Genomic DNA, 20,663 nt, shown 5'->3' on the forward strand with positions numbered 1-20,663 from the left:
TTAATCAATTAAAATTAAATACTATTGAAATATAAAAAACTCTATATCGCTTTATTACTTATTTCGATATGGAGTTTTTCCTTTTCACAACAATTTACAAATTACACTACCGATAATGGTTTGCCAAGTAACCATATTTATAAAATAGCTCAAGATCAAAAAGGGTTTTTATGGTTTGCCTCTGCTAAAGGTTTGGTTAAATATAATGGCAATACCTTTAAAGTGTTTACTACTAAAGACGGTTTGGCAAATAATGATGTTTGGGGAATTTACCCAACACCAGATAATAAGCTGTGGTATTTATCTAAATCATCAAAATTAGGTTACATAGAAAATGATAGTGTATACGGTTTTGAGAGTGAGCAAAAAGGAGAGATTTTTAGTCCAATTTTTTCAAGTCAGGTTGATAATACTATTATTTTAACGGGTTCTAATAAATTTCATGTTTTAAAAGATGAAAAATGGCGTAGCCTAGCCGATTCTAGAGCAGAAGATTTAATAAGAGTGGCTTATGTTAAGCATGCTCAGGTTTCAAGTTTTACAACAAATACAGCTAAAGATTCTATTTTTGTTAGAGATGAAAATAAGACTGTTATTGATGGTTTTGAGTTTAAAGATGTACTTGAAAATAAGAATGTAAGAGGCCAAATTACCGATAGTTTATTTTATTGGGTAAATAATAAAGAATACGCTTTTCTCAACTTAAATACTTTAAAATTATATAGGAGAAATTTTAAAAATGAGATTAATGTTGAAACGTCTAAATACGTAAGGATTAATCTTGTCAATAATGGCTTGCAAATTTCAGGAGAAGGCTTTGTTGGTATGCTAGACTCCAATTTTCATATCACCAATACATATTATATTCTGAAGGAATTAAAAGCACATTTTGGTTTTTATGATAAAGTGGGTTCTATATGGTTAAGTACTTTTACAAATGGTATTTACCACTTGCCTAAAGAAAAACAACAAGTTAAATATTGCTTATCTGCAGAAACCGTAAGTAACATTGCTTATGTGAATGATAAAATAATCGCCAATGTTTTTAATAAAGGATTTTATAAATATGATGATCTTAAAAAAGAGTTTGTACAGTTTATAGCAGAAGATGATTATATTTTTGATGCTTCTTATATTAAAGCTTTAGACGCAGAATATTATCTGTCTAAATCGAGTGTAAGAATCGCAAAAAACAATAAAATTGAGAAGCTCGGTTTTTTAAACAATGTCAACGATATTAACGATAAAATTAGGCAATTAGTTTATCATGACGATTATTTTTATACAAGGTTTGCATTTGGAATGAATAAAATAAATCCAAATAATTACAGCATTGAAAATCAGTATAATCAACAAGGGGTTAATCAAATATTCCTATTCAATCAGAAGCTTTTAATAGCTACATCTAGTGGTTTAAAAGAGTTTATAGATGAAGAATTTAAATCTATACCATTTACCAATCAAGATTTTAATAAGTCTATTTTAAACTTGAAAGCAGTTTCAGAAGAAGACATTTTAATAAATACAGATGGGTTTGGAGCTTACATTTCAGATTTAAAAACCATAAAGCAACTTCCTGGTTCCGAATTTTTAATTGTAAATAATGCCTTTATTGAAGATGATATTATTTGGTTAGCAACAGAGTCTGGTATATTTAAATACATAAAAAATAATGAGGATTTTAGTCTACAATTGGTTCTAGATAAAAACAACGGATTATCTTCTAATAGTGTGAGCAGTGTTATTGTTTACAAGAATGAATTAATGGCGAGTACAGACAAAGGGATTGTAGTTTTACCTAAAGATGTACAAAACGAAACCCATTTGTTAGATGTTTATATAGACAAGGCAACATATAATAAAAGTGATATTTCTGAAGATTATTCTGTTTTTAAATATCAAAAAAACAATAACTTAAATTTCAATATATCGCATATTAATTTTTCGTCGGGAGACGATGTTTTTTCATATAAATACAAATTAAAACCTATTCAAAAAGATTGGGTAACAACAACCACTAATAACTTTAGTTTTAATAATCTTCAACCCGGAAAATATACGCTGCATATCGATGCCGGTAGTGCGAAAAAACAATTAAGTTTCACAATTCAACCTTTGTGGTGGCAAGCTATATGGGTAAAAGGGTTAATGGTGTTACTAAGTATTATGCTCGTTGTGTTAATTTCTAGATTTTTTGTAAAACGTTCACAATTCAAAAGAAATCAACAAATATATCAAGACAAGCGTTTGTCAGAATTACAGTTAAAAGCACTAAGATTTCAAATGAATCCTCACTTTGTTTTTAATTCCTTATCGGCAATACAGTACTATATAGGTGAAAATAATTTTGAAGCTTCCGAAACATATTTAGTGAAATTCTCAAAACTTATTCGTCAATTTTTCGAGTTATCCAAAGAAAACGAAATCTCTTTAGGAACAGAAATAAGTGTGCTTCACAATTATTTGGAGATAGAGAAGCTTCGGTTTAAAGAAAAGCTGAATTTTACCATCAATATTGATGTGAAATTAGATAAAGAAAGCATAACTATACCAACCATGTTGTTGCAACCCATTGTTGAAAATGCTGTAAATCATGGAGTTTTTAATAAAATGGATAACGGGTTAATTACGCTTAATTTTATTTACATAAATCCGCTCACTTTTAAGGTTGAAATTATTGATGATGGAGTTGGGTTTGTGAAGACAAAAAAAAGAAACCAAAAGGAAGTTAAATCTTCTAATGTTTTAAAAGATAGATTACACTTTTTAAATTCTTCAGAAAAATGGAACATAAGTTACAGTAAAGAAGAAATGTATCCGGATCGAGAGGATAAAGGGAATAAGTCGATATTTATAATTGAAAAAAATAAATAATGAATAGTATAACGGCAATATTGGTAGACGATGAGATTTCAAACTTAAAAGGTTTACAGCGCAAGATAAAAAAACTGTTTCCTGTTATTAAAGTTTTGGGTGCTTTTCAAAAACCAGAAGAAGCCATAGAAGCTATTTTGCAAGAAGAACCTAACATTTTGTTTTTAGATATAGAAATGCCTAGAATCAATGGTTTCGAACTGTTGGCTCAATTAAAAAATGTCAATTTTCAGGTCATTTTTGTAACAGCATATAGTGAATATGCTATTGAAGCTTTTAAAAAATCTGCCATAGATTATATTTTGAAACCTGTGGATAATGATGATTTGATTGCTGCTGTAAATAAAGCTTTAGACTTAATAAAGCTAAAAAATGAAAGTGATAATAACTCAAAATTGGTAAGTTTATTAGAAGAAAATATTTCTAACAATAACAAAATTGTGGTGCCTACTAAAAAAGGAGTTTCCTTTATTCCTCAAGATGAGGTTTTGCATTTAGAGGGGTACGATGGTTATACTAAAATTCACTTAATAGATAAAATAACAATAATGAGCTCTTACAATTTAGGGAAGTTCGAAAAAATGTTAAACTCTAATTTTTTTAAATGTCATAAATCTCACATAATTAATCTTGGAAAAGTGCGTCATTTTGAAAATGAAGGTTATGTTGTTTTAGATAACGAATATCGTGTACCTATATCTAAAACAAATAGAAAAGCATTTTTAAGTTTATTTAATTAATTTTAAAAAATAGGGTAACAAAAAATAAGGTAAATGTATATAAGTGTATAATCAGTAAAAATCGAACACTAAAACATTTAAATTATGAAAATAGTAAACAAAAATTTTAGATTTATGCTTAGCCTATTTATAGTGTTAAGCACATTATTTACTTCATGCGATCCAAAGGATAGTAATGACTCTTCTGTAGATTTTGGAGAAAATAGCGAAGCAACTTTAGATTTAGGTTCAAGTATTCAAAGAGATTTTATGGGAAGAATTGTTGATGAAACAAATTTACCTGTAGAAAATGTAAACATTACAATAGGAGGTAAGATCGCTTCTACAGACGAAAACGGTATGTTTATTATTAATAATACCGATGTAAACGAAGATTTAGCATTTATTACAGCCGAAAAATCGGGTTATTTAAAAGGAATGCGTTCCGTAGTGCCAACTTCTGGTACAAACCAAATTAAAATAATACTAGTAGCGGAGCATTTAGCCGGTACAGTAGCTTCTGGAAGTAGTAGTGAGGTTTCTTTAACCAATGGAACAAAAGTAAGTTTTGATGGTGATTTTAAAGATGAAAACGGAAACGCTTACTCAGGTAATGTTAAGGTATTTGTATATCACTTAGACCCAGCTAATCCTGATGTGGAAGATTTAATGCCAGGAAGTTTACAAGCTCAAAATTCTAATGGACAAGAGCGTGTTTTAGAAACTTACGGGATGATAAATGTTGAATTAAAAGGAGATTCTGGAGAAAAATTAAACATTGCCGATGGTAGTTTTGCACAAATTGAATTACCTGTAGATCCTGCACAAATAAGTGTAGCGCCAGCAAGTATACCGTTATGGCATTTTGATGAGGTTAATGGATATTGGATTGAAGATGGTATTGCAACATTAGTAGGCGGAAAATATATTGGAGAAGTTGCTCATTTTTCTTGGTGGAACTGCGATGCACAATTTCCAACAGTAAACCTGTGTTTAAATATTGTAGACAATGCTAATAATCCTGTTTCTAATGTGAAAGTAGAGTTATGGAGAAGTGGTGCTGTTTATCCAAGAATTGGTAATTCTAATAGCGACGGCGAAATTTGTGGATTAATACCTGCAAATGAGGTATTAACTTTAAAAGCCTTTAATCAATGTGGAGATTTAGAGTATACTACTACAGTTGGTCCTTTTTCAGCAGATACTAATTTAGGAGATGTAGTACTGTCTTCAGTTGTTTCTTCAACTATTACGGGAAGTTTGGTAGATTGTTCTAGTGTTAATGTTACAAATGGTTATGTGGTTTTAGATTATGGTAACCAATATGCAACATCTCAAGTAACAAATGGTTCATTTTCATTTTCAGTATTACAATGTCCTTCTGTTCTCGATTTTACATTAGAAGGTGTAGATTATGATAGTTTTCAAACAACCAATGAGTTAACGTTTAATTTTACCAATAGTAATGTTGGAAATATTATAGCGTGTAACACTATAACAGAATACGTTAGCATACAGGTAGATAATAATCCAGTAGATTATTATGTTATAGGTATCGATGCAAATGCATATCAACAAGGTACAGGTTTTACGATAAGTGCAAAATCGAACACTGGAGCTACTAACGATTGGTTTTATATAGGAATAGATACAATAACGCCTGGTAATTATGCTTTCTCTCAGTTTGGTTTTGAAGGAGGAAATGTAAATTTAGATTATAATGTCGCGAATAGTTTACAGCTAAACTTGGCGAGCTATGGTAATGTAGGCGATTATATTGATGCAACGATTAATGGAACCTATACAGATACATCAGGAAGTCTAAGAACACTTTCTGTTACAATCCATGTGTTAAGAGATAATTAACTAGATCTTAATCTTAAAATTAAAAAGCCGTTTCTATAATAGAAACGGTTTTTTTTTTATTTACCTCCTAAATATTCACAATTTTTTAAAGCTTGCATGCCATTAAAAGGCACTTTTGTTTTCTCGTACATATAGGTTCTGCTTAAGTCTCTTGCTAAGTCGTTGCCGTCGATATTAATTTCTATATCGGTCATTTTAAATTGGCAAGGATGCTCGTAACCTGCAGCATGTGTAATTTCTACTAATTCTTTTCTAAAGGTTTTAAAATACTGAGCTAAACGTTCAGATTTTAAAGTTGGATCGATACCGTTTTGTGTCCATTTGTTTTGCGTAGCAATTCCTGTTGGGCAACGGTTGGTGTGGCAAATTTGTGCTTGTATACAACCAATGCTCATCATAGCTTCACGAGCTACGTTAATACAATCGGCACCCATTGCGAAGGCCATCGCTGCTTTAGCAGGAAAGCCTAATCTTCCACTTCCTATAAAGACAATACGCTCGCTTAATCCTTTATCTTTAAACATTTTGTATAAATCGGAAAAACCATAAACCCATGGTAAAGATACGTGGTCGGCAAAACTTGGAGGTGCAGCACCTGTACCGCCTTCGCCACCATCTACCGTAATAAAATCAGGACCTTTACCTGTTTTTTGCATAATATCTGCCAATTCTTTCCACTGTTCTAGTTTTCCAATAGCTCCTTTTATACCTACAGGTAAGCCCGTTGCTTCTGCTATTTTTTCGATAAAAACCAACATTTCTGGTACGTTAGAAAATGCTTTATGGTTGGGAGGAGAAAGCACATCTTTTCCCATTTCTACATGGCGAATTTCAGCAATTTCTTTGGTTATTTTTGCACCTGGTAAAACTCCGCCTTTTCCTGGTTTTGCGCCTTGTGAAAGTTTGATTTCTATGGCACGTATAAATGGGTTTTTCTCTACTAAAGCAACTAATTTTTCCATAGAAAAACCACCATCCGCAGCGCGTACACCAAAATATCCTGTTCCAAAATGAAAAACAACATCGCCACCGTAGCTGTGATATGGAGATAAACCACCTTCACCAGTATTATGGTAAGCGCCTGCTATTTTCACACCTTTGTTCATGGATTCTACTGCTTTTGCAGAAAGCGAACCGAAGCTCATAGCCGATACATTGATTATAGATCCTGGACGAAATGGTTTTTTACGTTTATTAAATTCTCCCATTATTTTTGCACACGGCAAAAAGGTTTTATCGGTTATGTGCGGATGGTTTTTGTCTTTTACTTCAAAAGGCATCATGGCATTATTGACAAATATGTGTTGATGTTGGAAAATATCTCTATCGGTTCCAAAACCCTCGTAGTTGTTTTCTTTTTTTGCAGAGGCGTAAATCCAGCCACGTTCTATACGGTTAAAAGGTAATTCTTCACGGTTATTTGCTACAAAATATTGTCGCATTTCGGGACCTATACTTTCTAACCAATAGCGCAAATGGCCTACAATAGGGAAATTATGACTTATGGTGTGATGCTTTTGTAATACATCACGAATGGCCACAATGGCTAGTGCGATTAAGACCCATACCCACCATGAAATTGTTCCTAGAAAATCTAACATATATTTTTTTTATTTGAATAACTTAGACGTAAAGATATTTAAAACTTAAATATTTAAGTTGATTGTTCATAATTTTTAATAATTCAAACTTAAAAAATGCGTAACAATGGTTAATTTCACGCTTTAAAATGAACAGGATTTGGAAAAGGATTTAGAGAAGGAATTAAAGGTGCAATTAGGTAAGTTAAACGAAGCTCAATTGGCACCTACCATACAAAAGGATGGCCCTATGATTGTTATTGCCGGCGCAGGTTCTGGTAAAACACGTGTGCTTACTTTTCGTATAGCATATTTAATGAGTCAGGGCGTTGATCCGTTTAATATTTTATCGTTAACCTTCACCAATAAGGCGGCTCGTGAAATGAAAGAGCGTATTGGAACTATTGTTGGTAATAGTGAAGCGAAAAATTTATGGATGGGAACTTTTCATTCCGTATTTGCCAAAATTTTACGTATAGAAGCTGATAAATTGGGCTATCCATCTAATTTTACTATTTATGATACTCAAGATTCCGATAGACTGATTTCTTCTATTATTAGAGAAATGGGGCTAGATAAAGATCTATATAAATATAAGCAGGTACGTTCTCGAATTTCATCTTACAAAAATAGTTTAATTACGGTTCGTGCTTATTTTCAAAATCCAGAATTGAAAGAAGCCGATGCAATGGCACGCCGACCTAGAATGGGTGAGGTTTACAAAGAATTTGTAGATCGCTGTTTTAAAGCAGGTGCGATGGATTTTGATGATTTACTATTGAAAACCAACGAACTATTAACTCGTTTTCCGGAAGTGTTGGCGAAATACCAAAACCGATTTAGATATATTTTGGTTGATGAGTATCAGGATACAAACCACTCCCAGTATTTAATTGTTCGAGCTTTATCAGATAAATTTCAAAATATTTGTGTGGTAGGAGATGATGCGCAGAGTATTTACGCCTTCCGTGGTGCTAATATTAGCAATATTTTAAACTTCCAGAAGGATTATGATGATGTGAAGGAGTTTAGATTGGAACAAAATTACCGATCTACAAAAAATATTGTCAATGCTGCCAATTCAATTATTGATAAAAATGAAACTAAACTTGAAAAAATAGTTTGGACAGCTAATGATGAAGGACCGTTAATAAAAGTAAACCGATCTTTAACCGATGGTGATGAGGGGCGTTATGTGGCAAGTACCATTTGGGAAACTAAAATGAACGACCAGTTACCAAATAGTGATTTTGCTATTTTGTATCGTACCAATGCTCAATCGCGGTCTATTGAGGATGCTTTAAGAAAGCGAGATATTCCGTATCGAATTTATGGAGGCTTATCTTTTTATCAAAGGAAAGAAATTAAAGATGTTTTAGCTTATTTGCGATTAATTATTAATCCAGCCGATGAGGAAGCATTAAAACGAATTATAAACTTCCCTGGCCGTGGTATTGGTCAAACTACCGTAGATAAATTGATTGTTGCAGCCAATGGTTACAAGCGTTCTATTTTCGAGGTGATGAAAAATATTGATAAAACGGATGTTAAAATTAATGCAGGAACCAAAACTAAGCTTGTAAATTTTGTTACTTTAATTGAAACTTTCCAAGTATTAAATCAAACAGCCGATGTTTTTGAATTGGCTGAATACGTGACCCGAACAGCAGGAATAATTTCCGAATATAAAAAGGATAACACGCCAGAAGGTGTTGTTAAAATAGAAAATATTGAGGAGCTTATAAACGGTATGAAAGATTTTGTGGAAGGCCAAAAAGAAATAGCCGACACCACAGGTAATTTAGCCGAATTTCTCGAAGATGTTGCCTTATCAACAGATTTAGATTCTGATAAAGGTGATGCCGATCACGTGGCTTTAATGACGATTCACTTGGCAAAAGGGCTAGAGTTTCAACATGTTTTTATTGTTGGTTTAGAGGAAGATTTGTTTCCAAGTGGTATGAGTATGAATACGCGTAGCGAACTTGAAGAGGAACGTCGTTTATTTTATGTAGCCTTAACACGTGCCGAAAAACAAGCGTATTTAACTTATGCGCTATCTCGTTACCGTTGGGGGAAATTAGTAGATTCTGAACCGAGTCGTTTTATAGAAGAAATAGACGAACAATACCTCGATATTGTAACACCAATAGAGGAGCGCCGATTTAACCCGATGCTGGATGCTAATATTTTTGGTGATGTTGACAATAAACCTGCAAATCCAAATAAAATTAGGTTTAAACCTGCAAAACAAGCTGTGCTTAAAAAAGGAGGACCTACTAAATCTAATCCGGAAAAGTTTCAAGTTACAACACCTAAAAATTTAAAACCTGTTGCTAAAACAGGTAGTAACACCAATTTATTTGATAGTAAATTAATTGTTGGTAATATTGTAAAGCACATCCGTTTTGGTACTGGTGAAGTTATGAAAATTGAAGGTGTAGGTGCAGATATGAAAGCTGAAATTAGTTTTCAACATGGTGGTATTAAGAAGTTATTATTAAGGTTTGCGAAGCTTGAGGTTATTGGGTAGAGTTTTTTAAGAAGAGATGGTTTTATTAATTTGATATTTAAAATGGTCTGTTCTTAGGTTTGGTATGAAATTTATACTTTAGTTGAAACCGTTAAAGTTTTCCCAACACCGAAAGTTTTTTTTCGATTCCGCATCTAAACTTAAGAACAACAGAAAAATAAATTTATATGAGAATTCTTTTATTAATAGTATGCGTTTTAAGTTTTAGTTTTATACATGCGCAACCTGGCGGTGGCGGAGGGAGACAAGGTGGTGGCCCAGGAGGAAGTAGCGGAATGAGCAGCCAAGAGCGTCCAAAAATGGTTGAATTTAGTGCCTCTAAAGTTGCAGGAATTTTTAATTATGATGACGAAGCTGCCATTAAGAAAATTAAAATTAAGAAAAAGGATAAAGAACTAATCTTAAAGGTTCGTAAATCTATAGAGAAGTATAATAACCGAGTAAATGAAATTGCACTTTTAAATAAGGATAACTTTGATACATTGAATGTGTATGTAAATGCTAAGATGAAAGCCATGCAGTCTAGTCGAAGTGAAAGTGGTTCAAGAATGGATAGAAGTGACGCTTCTGATGATTCTAAAGATTCAGAACGTGCTTTAATTGAAGCAAAAATTAATCCTGCTAAAATAGAAGTTAAAGCTGCTGAGGTAAAGTTAAATAAAGGCTTAGAAGCTATTTTAAGCGAAAAACAATATACTAAGTGGATTAAATATCAAACTTTCGTTAAATCGGAACAAAACCCTAAGCCGGAAACGAATCAAAGTAGCGATTCAAGAATGTCTAGTGGAGGAGGACAAGGAGGCCCTCCGGGTGGCGGCATGCGTTAGAAAAAATATATTTTAAAATAAAAAAGGCTAAAATTCAATTTCTGAATTTTAGCCTTTTTTATTTCTACAAATTAGTATTAATAAATGCTTTCATTTTTGTCCAAGTATCTAAAAACTCTAAACCTGTCCAGCCGTGTCCAGCTTCGGGATAAAGTGTATATTCGTGAGTTACGTTTAGTTTAGATAATTTTTCGTTTAAATCTGCGCCTTGGCTAATTGGTATTAACGGGTCATTTCCACCGTAGAACAATTGCGTAGCAGGTGCATTGGCAGTAACTTGATAGAGCGGGCTTGCTTCTTGCAAATATTCATCTGTAAGATTATCACCAAATAAGTTTAAATAAGTGGCTAGTTCATCACTTTCTTCCGCTGCAGTAACATAATTTGGGTCGGTTAAATTGGTAGGGCCAACAATACTGCAAACCATATTCGTTTTTTGTAACGTATCAAAACTATAAGCCCAAAGTAAGGATAAATGGCCGCCGGCACTTGTACCTATAAAACCAAGTTGGTCGGAAATAGAAAGTTTAATCTCATTTGTTTTTAAATATCTCACCACGGTACTAATATCGTTGGTTTGCATTGGGTAAGGTTTGTTGTTGCTGTCTGCTAATCGGTAATTAATGTTGGCTATGGCCACATCAGGAAAATCTTCAATTAAAAGTGTTTTTAGTGCATCCATTTCCGTCTTGTCACCTCCAGACCAACCGCCTCCATGGACTAAAATAATCACTTTAGTATCTAACGTTCTGTTTGCTGGTAAATATAAATCGAAGGTTTGGTTCTCATCATCACCATAAACAACATCAAACTCTTCGTAGACTTGCGTGGTATCTAAAATATTGGTTGTTGCAATAGGTTCTATTTTTTCTGAACAACCTAAAAAGGTAATTAAAACTAAGAGATTTAGGGAGAGAAACTTAAAAACTTTCATATTGTTAATAATTTTATAACTTTTTTAATTGAAGTATATCGGACTATATAATTGTATGTTAAAAATAATATTTACTTTGTACCAGTAAATAATGTAATGCAAGATAGTTATTATGGCTGAATTTTTTAAAATTTATGAGGAAAACCCAAATCCTAAAGAGATTGAAAAAGTGGTCGCTATTTTGAAACGTGGCGGACTCATAATTTATCCAACCGATACCGTTTATGGTTTGGGTTGCGATATTACTAACGTAAAAGCTTTAGAGAAAATTGCACGTATTAAAGGTGTTAAGTTGGATAAAGCTAATTTTTCTTTTATTTGTCACGATTTAAGTAATATAAGTGATTATGTAAAACAAATTGACACCTCTGTTTTTAAAATCCTAAAACGTGCACTTCCTGGGCCATATACATTTATTTTACCGGGATCTAAAAACTTGCCTAATCCATTTAAGAAAAGGAAAACAGTTGGTATTCGTGTACCCGATAATGCTATTGCTTTAGATATTGTAAAACTGTTAGGGAATCCTATTATTTCGACATCTATCCATGATGATGATACTGTTTTGGAATATACTACAGATCCTGAATTGATACTTGAAAAATGGGGTAATTTAGTCGATTTAGTAATCGATGGTGGTTATGGTGATAATGAGGCTTCTACGGTTATTGATCTTTCTGAAGGTGAACCAGTTATTATTCGTGAAGGTAAGGGAAGTTTGGATATTTTTTAATTTATACTCTTTTTTAAAACTGGTACGTTTTTTTTAATTGAGAAATGATGTCTTTAACGGCCTTTTCATTTGTTATGTTTTCTCTGTAATAGTCAATGTTCAATATAGGATCTTTTTTAAGGTCGCCTATATTGTATGAATGCTCCAATTTCTCTAGAATAGTGCTTAGTGGCTCATTATTGAAACTAATTTTGATGTCTTTTACTTCGTTGTCGTTGTCAGTAGAGTTCGTAGAATAAGAGAAACTCGAACCAAAACTTGTAACTTCAAACTTTCTTATTGATATGGCTGTGCCATTAGTAGGTTCTTCGATTTCTTCAATTATAAATTTTTCTTTACCAGAATTACAGCTAAATAGTATAAATGCAAAGAGTATTAAAATATAGTGATATTGTTTTTGGTTTGACTTTTTCATGGGTTCTATTTAAATTACGACTCAAGTTCTTGAGTTTTTAGTTGAATTCTACAATGAATACTAAAGATTTTGTGTTTAATAATCTTTTTATTTTTACTTACTAAAGGTGCTCTTCAACTGAATTATTCTAATTTACTAAAATGTAATCTTTTAATACAATTATTAAGTTATATAAAGAATGTGTAATCAATACAGCTAAAATAGGATGTATTTTTTTGTTTTTTTTATAAAAGACATAAATATATCCAAATATCCAACCTAATATTGTTAAAGCTATCATATATGGAATATTATAATGATGTAACACTCCAAAAATAAAACCAGATATTAAAACTGCTAAAAAATAATTTATTGATAATCCGTTAAAAAGCACTCGTAAAAATTCAAGCAGAAGAAATTGAATAAAAAACGTTTCAATTAGTGGAGATAAAATTACTGTTTCGAACAACACATATTCAATAGAACTATCACTAAAGTCTAATTTTGAAAAATTATTGTTTCCAAAAAACATGCCAAAAACTAATTCTAAAATCTCTCCAATAAATAAGAGTATAAAAGTAAATATTAGTAATTGTATTAAAACATTAAACTTTTTAAACCTTACAAATTGTAGTGATTTTTTCATTATCTATTGTGTTCTTTAAGAGGCATAGTTCACACTAAGTTTGGTGCAAGAAACGCAGGGTAGGTTATAAGCACTATCGTCTCTATTTAGCCAAAGATGTCCTATGTTTTTTATACATGTTAGCAATAGGTGTTATATTATGTTTGTTCTACAATTTTATTTCCATTTTCCCATTGTGTCCAACCATCATAAATTTTTGAGTCATAAAAGTTAAAATCCCTACCCAAAGTCTTGCTAACGACTGATTTCTTTAGCCCAATCACCTTTATAAATTATTTTTTGGTCATGAATTTTAAAGGTAAACTTACCATACCTAACTGAGATTCCTGCAGATGCATTTACAACCCAGCAATTATCAGGAATATTAAAGAAATTTTCAGAAGTAATTACTTTTTTATCCATTTGATCTTTAACCGAAACAGATACTTGTGGACCAACGTCCCATCCAAGATGTGTATTATAGCTAACGATTAAATCACCAATGAGTTTAAAATTTTCATTGGTTTCTATTTTTGTTGTAATGCTTCCAGTTTTTACGTCGTTTAAATCTTTTTTGGGTGAAACTTCTATGCTTAATTTAGGCAAGTCTATAACTGTTTTGGAAGCCAGAATTATAATAGATTCGTTTTTAACACTATTATCTTCACTATCAAAAAACTCAAAAGCAAGCTCCATGGCTTCAATACCATCTGGATTAATTGTTAATTGATCTGCAAAATAACCTGCGTTTGTTATGTTTTTAGAATAGATAATTTCATCACGGTTTTTTACAACTACTTTTTTTATAGTGGCATCATTATAAAACTCTAAAGGTATCGTTGTTGTGTTGGTGTGTACTGTTTTGTTTTTAGGACTTATAATTAGTCCTTTCATATAATCTCGCATGGCAAACCAAACTGGGCGTGGCGAGCCATATTTGTCGTTAATATCTTTATAACCCCAAAATCCAAACCATTCTTCTGGTTGCTCTTTATTATGTATGCTTTTTTCTCCACCTTTCCACCAACCATCAGCATAATAAAATGGACACATACCTACAGCTCCAGCATCCATAAGATCTCTGTAATTAGAAACTAATCCTTCTCTTTGTTCCTTTAAGGTTCTTGAGCCAAAATTACCAAAACCTCCTTTTGGAGATACTGAATGTCCAAACTCAGTTATTATAAATGGTTTATCTAATCCGTTTAATTTATTTAAACCTTTAATATAATCTCTAAACCCCATTGTTGCTGTTTGGCCTTCATTGTAACCGTAACAATTATAAGCGTATACATCATACATACTTATATCCATCCAATCACTAATCATAGCATTTGCAGAAAGTGTTACTGGTATATTTGGATGATTTTTATGAATCATATCTATCATCATTTTCATTAAATTTTTAAATGCCTGAGCAGAAACCTCATGAATATGATCCGTTTGAGGTTCGTTAATAACCAAATACGTAATTATACAATTATATTTTGGTGCATATTTTAAAATGTTTTCAAGCTGTGTCTTGCAGTGATTTATAAATTTAGGATCCCTATAATCTTCTTCTGGATTAACATCTAAACCCATAATAAGTTTTAAACCCGATTCTTGTACAAGTTTCAATTGAGCTTCAGAAAATTGACTCCAAGTTCTTATCGTATTATAACCACCTTTTTTAATGTTATCGAGATCAAATTTCATTAACTCCAAATGATCTTTCTTTTCATCTTCATAAGGATGTTGTCCTGGACGTGCACCTATTTCGTATCCAATTGCTTTTATAAAAAACTTTTCTCCATTAAGGTAGTACCAATTGTCTTTTAGTTCAATATTGGTTTCTACTTCCTTTTGTGCCGTTTTAGACTTCTCCGGTTGAGAACAGCCCAAAATCAGTTGGGTGATACATAGAATGAGTATTAATGTTAAATTTTTTTTCATGTACTCCGTTTTTTTAATTGGACTCGGTTTTGTGTATGGTTTAAGCCACTAATTTAGCAAATAAAACCCATAAGTTTGGGAACCCGGAGGGTTTTCCCAAACAAGCTAAGACTAACAATAAATTATATATTGTGTTGTAGCCAGTTTTTTTATTCAAATGCATAGATGTTAATCGGTTCGCAATCGTGCTCATTTCCATAAATCATTATTGGTTTTTCAATTTCTATTCCATCCAATATTTTAATTCCAAGTTCATCGAAAGCTTTATGCAATATAATATATGTCTTAAATTTAAACGAATTGTTTAGTGCTTGAGATTTAATTCCTTTTTCAATTCTCTAAGTGCCATATTTAGCTCTAATGTTGTTTTTTTCCAGCTTGTGCCTAATAATGATAGAACTGGCACATATTAATAAAGTAAAAATACAATTCCAAAAGTAGAACCTATAAAGAATTCTGTAATAATTATGTCACTATAAGAAGGCTATTCTAACCAAACCTTTGTGTTAAGCCCTGCGTTAAGGATTGCAGTGAAAATCCCGCAGAGAGGTACGAACGAGGAATTGCAACGTAAAGCCTGACCCGATAGGGTAACGCCCAAAAAAAGGTATAAAAAAAGCCCAACTTTACAGTCGGGCTTTTAAATATTTAATACTAAGCTGATTATTTTCCTCCAGCTTCTAAGTTTTTCATTTCTTTTTCGATCATATCGTAAAATTGATCGATTTTAGGAAGAACAACAACACGTGTACGTCTGTTTTTTGCTCTGTTTTCAGCAGTATCGTTATCTACTAAAGGTACATAAGAACTACGTCCTGCAGCGATTAACTGTCCTGGATTAACACCTAAGCCTTGTAACACACGAATGATAGATGTAGAACGTTTAACACTTAAATCCCAGTTGTCTAAAAGTACACCTTTTTGGTAAGATCTGCTATCTGTATGACCTTCAATCATTGCTTCAAATTCTGGTTTGCTATTGATAACTTTAGCTACTTTAGCTAATACTTCTTTAGCTCTAGTGGTTACGTTGTAACTTCCGCTTTGGAAAAGTAATTTATCGGCGATAGAAATGAAAACTACACCTTTTTCTACATTTACCTGGATATCTGGATCGTTAATACCAACTTCGCGTTTTAGGCTTGTTACTAAAGCTAACGTGATACTGTCTTTTTTAGTAAGTGCGTCTTGTAAACGTGAAATTTTAAGTTCTTTTTCTTTTATACTTTCTAATGTTTTCTCGATACTACTAGCTCCTTTAGAAGATAATAATTGAAGGTTATCATTGTTATTACGTAAATCGTTTACTTGAGATTCTAATACGGTAGCTTTAGCTGTTGCTGCTGCGCGATCTTCTAAACAAGAGTTTAATTTTACGGTTGCCGAGTTGAGTAAATCTTGAGTTTCTTTTTGTTTAGCTTCAAGATCTGTAAATTGTTTTTTTGAAACACATGAACTTAAAAGTAACATGGCTGACAGACTAAGTAATAAAACTTTTTTCATAAGTTGTTTTATAATTTTGGATTAAAAAATGTTCGTTCTATAATTAACAAAAGTATATAAAAATAGGTTGTTAGCAGAGTTATTAACAAAACTTTTGCTAATTTCTTTTATCTTTTGTAATAGATGTTTTTATTTACGAAATAATCGATAGCAATGGATGTTTTCTTGTAGTAATTTGTTTTATTTTTTATTGTCTTGCGTTGTTTTAATAACCTATTTAAATTAGAATAATAACTAAAATGGGCTTTTAGAATTGCTATGGTATGCTTGGGTTTTAATTCGAATAAAAATTTTGTTGCAGCAAAACCATCGAGAACTAAACGGATAAAAATAATAAAGAATAAAGAGCCTTTTGCATTTTTGGTAAGTGTATAAAGGCTGTTTCTAAAGTTAAGATAGGTTTTTTTTGGATTTATAGCATTTAATGTAGCTCCACCAACATGATAAATAGTAGATGTTCCAACGTATTTTATAGAATAACCTTCGTTTTTTACGCGCCAGCATAGATCTATTTCTTCCATGTGAGCGAAGAAGTGCTCATCGAAACCATTATATTGTTTGAAAATATGATTTTTTACAAAAAAGCAAGCTCCGGTTGCCCAAAAAATTTCGCTAGTGTCGTTGTATTGTCCATTGTCTTTTTCAAGCGTGTTAAAAATACGGCCTCGGCAATATGGGTAGGCGTATTTGTCTATAAATCCGCCTGCTGCACCAGCATATTCAAAATAGGCTTTGTTTTTAAAGTCTAATATTTTAGGTTGAAGTATTGCGGTATTTGGGTTGCTTTTAAAGGCCTCAATAATAGGGAGAAGCCAGTTTTTTGTAACTTCTATATCATTATTTAATAAACAAACCACCTCGGCCTCAATATGCTTTAAAGCATCATTATAACCTTTTGCAAAACCTCCATTTTCTTCATTCTGAATAATTTTTACAGTAGGGAAGTTGTTTTTAATAAATGAAATAGAATCATCGGTTGATGCATTATCGGCTACATAAATTTCGGCTTCTTTAGAATGTTCAACTACCGAAGGTAAAAACTGTTTTAAAAGTTTTTTTCCGTTCCAGTTTAGTATGGCGATGGCGATTTTCAATTGATCTTGTTTATGGGTTAAAAGTTTATTTGTTTAAAAATATAACGTTTAGATTGTTGAATGGTGTTAAAACTATTTTATTGTGGATTATACTCCGGAATATCTTTTAAAAACTGATACCGTTCGTTTTCGAAATCCATTTGGCAATAATAATGATTTATTCCGTTAGTTACCATTAAATAAGTGGCGTTTAGTTCTGTATTATAACGTGCAATTTGGTCGAATGTGGTTTGATTAATGTTTATTTTTGGTGCTTTACATTCTACAATTAAATGAATACTGCCGTCGGGATTGAAAACAACAATATCGTAACGTTTTTTTAAATCGTTAATAGTGAGTTCTTTTTCCACGTTAATTAATGAAAGGGGATATTTTTTAACATTTATTAAATAGAGTGTGCAATGTTGTCTAACCCATTCTTCGGGTTGTAAAATCACAAATTTTTTGCGAATACAATCGAAAATAGATACTTTATTTTCGCTATTTTTGAAACGAAATGAAAACTCAGGAAAATTTAATTTTTGTAACACTGAAATTTTAAAATTTTTTCAAAGTTAAGCAATTAATCAAATTTTATAGGCAGCAATCGTTTTTAGGAATTTGAAATTTATAATTAGGAATTTATACCAGATTTGGACGAAGTAAAACAAATAGTAACCGATATAAAAAATAAAAACTTAAAACCTATTTACTTTTTAATGGGTGAAGAGGCTTATTATATTGATAAAATTTCAGATTTTATTGAAACTTCTGTTTTAGATGAAGCTGAACGTGGGTTTAACCAAATGGTTTTGTACGGTCGTGATGTTACTATAGATGATATTGTTGGGCATGCTAAACGATACCCAATGATGGCAGAGCACCAAGTTATTATTGTAAAGGAAGCTCAAGATTTATCCAGAAGTATTGAGAAATTGGCTAAATATGCCGAAAACCCACAACCAAGTACTGTTTTAGTTTTTAATTATAAGTACAAAAAAATTGATAAGCGTAAAGCGCTATATAAAACGCTTAAAAAAGAGGGTATTGTTTACGAGAGTAAAAAACTTTATGATAATCAAGTAGCCGATTGGATTCGTCGTGTACTGGCTCCGAAGAAATATGAAATTACCCCGAAAGCAGCACAAATGCTTGTGGAGTTTTTAGGAACTGATTTGAGTAAAATAAATAATGAGTTAGAAAAACTTCAGATTATTTTACCAAAAGGCACACAAATTACGCCAGAACATGTTGAGGAAAATATTGGGATTAGTAAAGATTACAATAATTTTGAGTTAAGGAAAGCTGTTGGTGAACGCAACGCGGTTAAAGCTTTTAAAATTGTACAATATTTTGGAGATAACCCAAAAGATAACCCAATGGTTGTTACTGTTTCATTATTGTTTGCTTTTTTTTCGCAATTGCTTACGTTTCATGGATTAAGTGATAAGTCGCCTAGAAGTGTTGCCTCTGCGCTTCGTGTTAATCCGTATTTTGTGAATGATTATATTACTGCTGCTAGAAATTTCCCGATGAGAAAGGTGAGTGGTGTAGTGGCAACTTTGCGCGAATTCGATGTAAAAAGTAAAGGTGTTGGTTCTAATGCTATTCCTCAAGGCGATTTGCTTAAAGAACTTTTGGTGCGTATTTTTATTTAGTTCATAATCCTAAAAAAGGTAATTGTTTTACTTTATGGTACTTTAAAGCAGCTTTAATACATTGTTTTAATTCGGTTTCGGGGATTTTATCATCTAATTTAAATACAATAGCGCGATGCCCTTCAAACTCAAAAATATCTTTAAAAACAATTTTAAAAGTTTCAACTAATTTACTGGTACATTTAAAATACATGGCATATTGGTCTGGTTTTTTAGGTTTCCAGTCTATTCTAATTGTACTTCCTTTTTTTACCAAATAACTAGGTTCTCCCCATTTTAGGGTTTCTTCAATTTTAGAAATACCTTCAATGCTATTTGCTACTTCTAAAATAAGTGTTCTAAGTTGTTGTATCTGGTTTTTAACAAACTCTGGATAATTATTAAACACTTGTTCAATTCTAGAATCTGTTTCTATCTGTAAGGAATTAAAAGCCATTTTTTTCTTCTTAAATTGAAATTAGATTAAAGATAGTGTTAATTTAGTTTCTTCTTAAAAAAATATAAATGAATTTAGACATTCACGATAGTTGGAAACCGTATTTAGATAAAGAATTTAAAAAGGAATACTTCAAGAATTTAATGAAATTTGTAACTGATGAATATAACACGAATACTTGTTTCCCTCCAGAAGAAGCTGTTTTTAATGCTTTTAATTATTGTCATTTTAATGATGTAAAAGTTGTGATTATTGGGCAAGATCCATATCATGATTACGGTCAGGCTAATGGTTTATGTTTCTCTGTTGCCGATGGTGTAAAACATCCACCTTCATTAGTTAATATTTTTAAGGAAATTGAAGCCGATTTAGGAATTCCCTATCCTAAAAGTGGTAATCTAGAACGTTTGGCAAAACAAGGCGTTTTACTTTTAAATGCTACGCTTACAGTTAGAGCTCACGAAGCTGCAAGTCATCAAAAACAAGGTTGGGAAACCTTTACGGACTCTGTGATAAAAACAGTTAGTGATAAAAATGAGAATATAATATTTTTACTTTGGGGAGGTTTTGCAAAAAAGAAAGTGAAACTTATAGATGATAAGAAGCATTTGGTTTTAACTAGTGGACATCCATCACCTTTATCTGCAAATAGAGGGTATTGGTTTGGGAATAAGCATTTTTCGCAGGTAAACCAATATCTTAAAGACTTAGGTGAAAAAACACTTAACTGGTAAAATTAAATAGGGAAAATTAAAACTTAGCATTAAGCTAAAAAGAAAGTGTTATTAGCTTCCTGTAGGTGCAAGTCTTTCATTCATGTTATCTAATTCTAAATACGGTGATAAAACAACAGGCTCTTTATTTACTTTCGTAGTTTTAGGTGTCTTGTTACAGCTAAATTTTAGAAGCAATAAATTAAATAAAATAAGTATTGAAAGTGTAAGAATAATTGTTGAAATCATATTAAATGGGG

General features: G+C 31.8%; 17 protein-coding genes. 8 read left to right on the forward strand and 9 right to left on the reverse strand.

Going from position 1 to position 20,663, the window contains the following annotated elements; translation table 11 throughout:
• Window positions 1-24 precede the first annotated feature (24 nt).
• The 3 genes from M4I23_RS17575 to M4I23_RS17585 all read left to right on the forward strand — a co-directional run bounded on the left by M4I23_RS17575 (window position 25) and on the right by M4I23_RS17585 (window position 5,459).
• Window positions 25-2,874 (forward strand): histidine kinase, encoded by a 2,850-nt coding sequence (locus M4I23_RS17575; protein WP_249755264.1) that lies wholly within the window; start codon window positions 25-27, stop codon window positions 2,872-2,874.
• A complete protein-coding gene (locus M4I23_RS17580) occupies window positions 2,874-3,614 on the forward strand; it encodes a LytTR family DNA-binding domain-containing protein (protein ID WP_249755265.1) in 741 nt (246 codons plus the stop codon). The genes M4I23_RS17575 and M4I23_RS17580 overlap by 1 nt, the downstream gene beginning before the upstream one ends.
• Before the next feature lie 84 nt (window positions 3,615-3,698).
• Window positions 3,699-5,459: a hypothetical protein gene (locus M4I23_RS17585; RefSeq protein WP_249755266.1), complete on the forward strand. Its 1,761-nt coding sequence runs from the start codon at window positions 3,699-3,701 to the stop codon at window positions 5,457-5,459.
• Between the two features lie 56 nt (window positions 5,460-5,515).
• Here the strand turns inward: M4I23_RS17585 and M4I23_RS17590 are convergent, their stop codons facing one another.
• Entirely contained in the window at window positions 5,516-7,060 is a 1,545-nt protein-coding gene (locus M4I23_RS17590; RefSeq protein ID WP_249755267.1) for an FMN-binding glutamate synthase family protein, read from the reverse strand.
• 139 nt (window positions 7,061-7,199) lie between these two features.
• Here M4I23_RS17590 and M4I23_RS17595 point away from each other — a divergent pair, with 139 nt between their 5' ends.
• Together M4I23_RS17595 and M4I23_RS17600 are read left to right on the forward strand one after the other, a co-directional pair.
• Window positions 7,200-9,572 (forward strand): ATP-dependent helicase, encoded by a 2,373-nt coding sequence (locus tag M4I23_RS17595; RefSeq protein ID WP_249755268.1) that lies wholly within the window; start codon window positions 7,200-7,202, stop codon window positions 9,570-9,572.
• Between the two features lie 167 nt (window positions 9,573-9,739).
• Window positions 9,740-10,399, forward strand: coding sequence for a hypothetical protein (locus tag M4I23_RS17600; RefSeq protein ID WP_249755269.1), 660 nt, complete (start codon window positions 9,740-9,742; stop codon window positions 10,397-10,399).
• Between the two features lie 64 nt (window positions 10,400-10,463).
• On the opposite strand, the gene M4I23_RS17605 is transcribed toward M4I23_RS17600, so the two are convergent.
• Window positions 10,464-11,333, reverse strand: coding sequence for an alpha/beta hydrolase (locus tag M4I23_RS17605; protein WP_249755270.1), 870 nt, complete (start codon window positions 11,331-11,333; stop codon window positions 10,464-10,466).
• A gap of 112 nt (window positions 11,334-11,445) precedes the next feature.
• Between M4I23_RS17605 and M4I23_RS17610 the strand changes: the two genes are divergently transcribed.
• Window positions 11,446-12,066, forward strand: coding sequence for an L-threonylcarbamoyladenylate synthase (locus M4I23_RS17610; RefSeq protein ID WP_158851212.1), 621 nt, complete (start codon window positions 11,446-11,448; stop codon window positions 12,064-12,066).
• Window positions 12,067-12,079: 13 nt separating this feature from the next.
• On the opposite strand, the gene M4I23_RS17615 is transcribed toward M4I23_RS17610, so the two are convergent.
• The 6 genes from M4I23_RS17615 to M4I23_RS17640 all read right to left on the reverse strand — a co-directional run bounded on the left by M4I23_RS17615 (window position 12,080) and on the right by M4I23_RS17640 (window position 18,147).
• Window positions 12,080-12,481, reverse strand: coding sequence for a hypothetical protein (locus M4I23_RS17615; RefSeq protein ID WP_249755271.1), 402 nt, complete (start codon window positions 12,479-12,481; stop codon window positions 12,080-12,082).
• Between the two features lie 127 nt (window positions 12,482-12,608).
• Window positions 12,609-13,106, reverse strand: a complete 498-nt coding sequence (locus tag M4I23_RS17620) for a CPBP family intramembrane glutamic endopeptidase (RefSeq protein WP_249755272.1) — start codon at window positions 13,104-13,106, stop codon at window positions 12,609-12,611.
• 234 nt (window positions 13,107-13,340) lie between these two features.
• Entirely contained in the window at window positions 13,341-15,020 is a 1,680-nt protein-coding gene (locus M4I23_RS17625) for a glycoside hydrolase family 2 TIM barrel-domain containing protein (protein ID WP_249755273.1), read from the reverse strand.
• Between the two features lie 663 nt (window positions 15,021-15,683).
• A complete protein-coding gene (locus M4I23_RS17630; RefSeq protein WP_158851205.1) occupies window positions 15,684-16,523 on the reverse strand; it encodes an OmpA family protein in 840 nt (279 codons plus the stop codon).
• 107 nt (window positions 16,524-16,630) lie between these two features.
• Window positions 16,631-17,617, reverse strand: coding sequence for a glycosyltransferase family 2 protein (locus M4I23_RS17635; RefSeq protein WP_158851203.1), 987 nt, complete (start codon window positions 17,615-17,617; stop codon window positions 16,631-16,633).
• A 77-nt stretch (window positions 17,618-17,694) separates the two neighbouring features.
• Window positions 17,695-18,147 (reverse strand): type I restriction enzyme HsdR N-terminal domain-containing protein, encoded by a 453-nt coding sequence (locus M4I23_RS17640; protein ID WP_158851202.1) that lies wholly within the window; start codon window positions 18,145-18,147, stop codon window positions 17,695-17,697.
• Between the two features lie 102 nt (window positions 18,148-18,249).
• Between M4I23_RS17640 and holA the strand changes: the two genes are divergently transcribed.
• Window positions 18,250-19,254, forward strand: a complete 1,005-nt coding sequence (gene holA / locus M4I23_RS17645) for a DNA polymerase III subunit delta (RefSeq protein ID WP_158851200.1) — start codon at window positions 18,250-18,252, stop codon at window positions 19,252-19,254.
• 1 nt (window position 19,255) lies between these two features.
• Here the strand turns inward: holA and M4I23_RS17650 are convergent, their stop codons facing one another.
• Window positions 19,256-19,690 carry a DUF1801 domain-containing protein gene (locus M4I23_RS17650; protein ID WP_249755274.1) on the reverse strand — a complete coding sequence of 145 codons (435 nt, stop codon included), beginning with the start codon at window positions 19,688-19,690 and terminating at the stop codon, window positions 19,256-19,258.
• Window positions 19,691-19,758: 68 nt separating this feature from the next.
• On the opposite strand from M4I23_RS17650, the gene M4I23_RS17655 reads away from it, so the two are divergent.
• Window positions 19,759-20,424, forward strand: coding sequence for a uracil-DNA glycosylase (locus tag M4I23_RS17655; RefSeq protein ID WP_249755275.1), 666 nt, complete (start codon window positions 19,759-19,761; stop codon window positions 20,422-20,424).
• The last annotated feature ends 239 nt before the right edge of the window (window positions 20,425-20,663 follow it).

The sequence above is a fragment of the Algibacter sp. L4_22 genome, from assembly GCF_023473045.1.
GTDB lineage: Bacteria > Bacteroidota > Bacteroidia > Flavobacteriales > Flavobacteriaceae > Algibacter.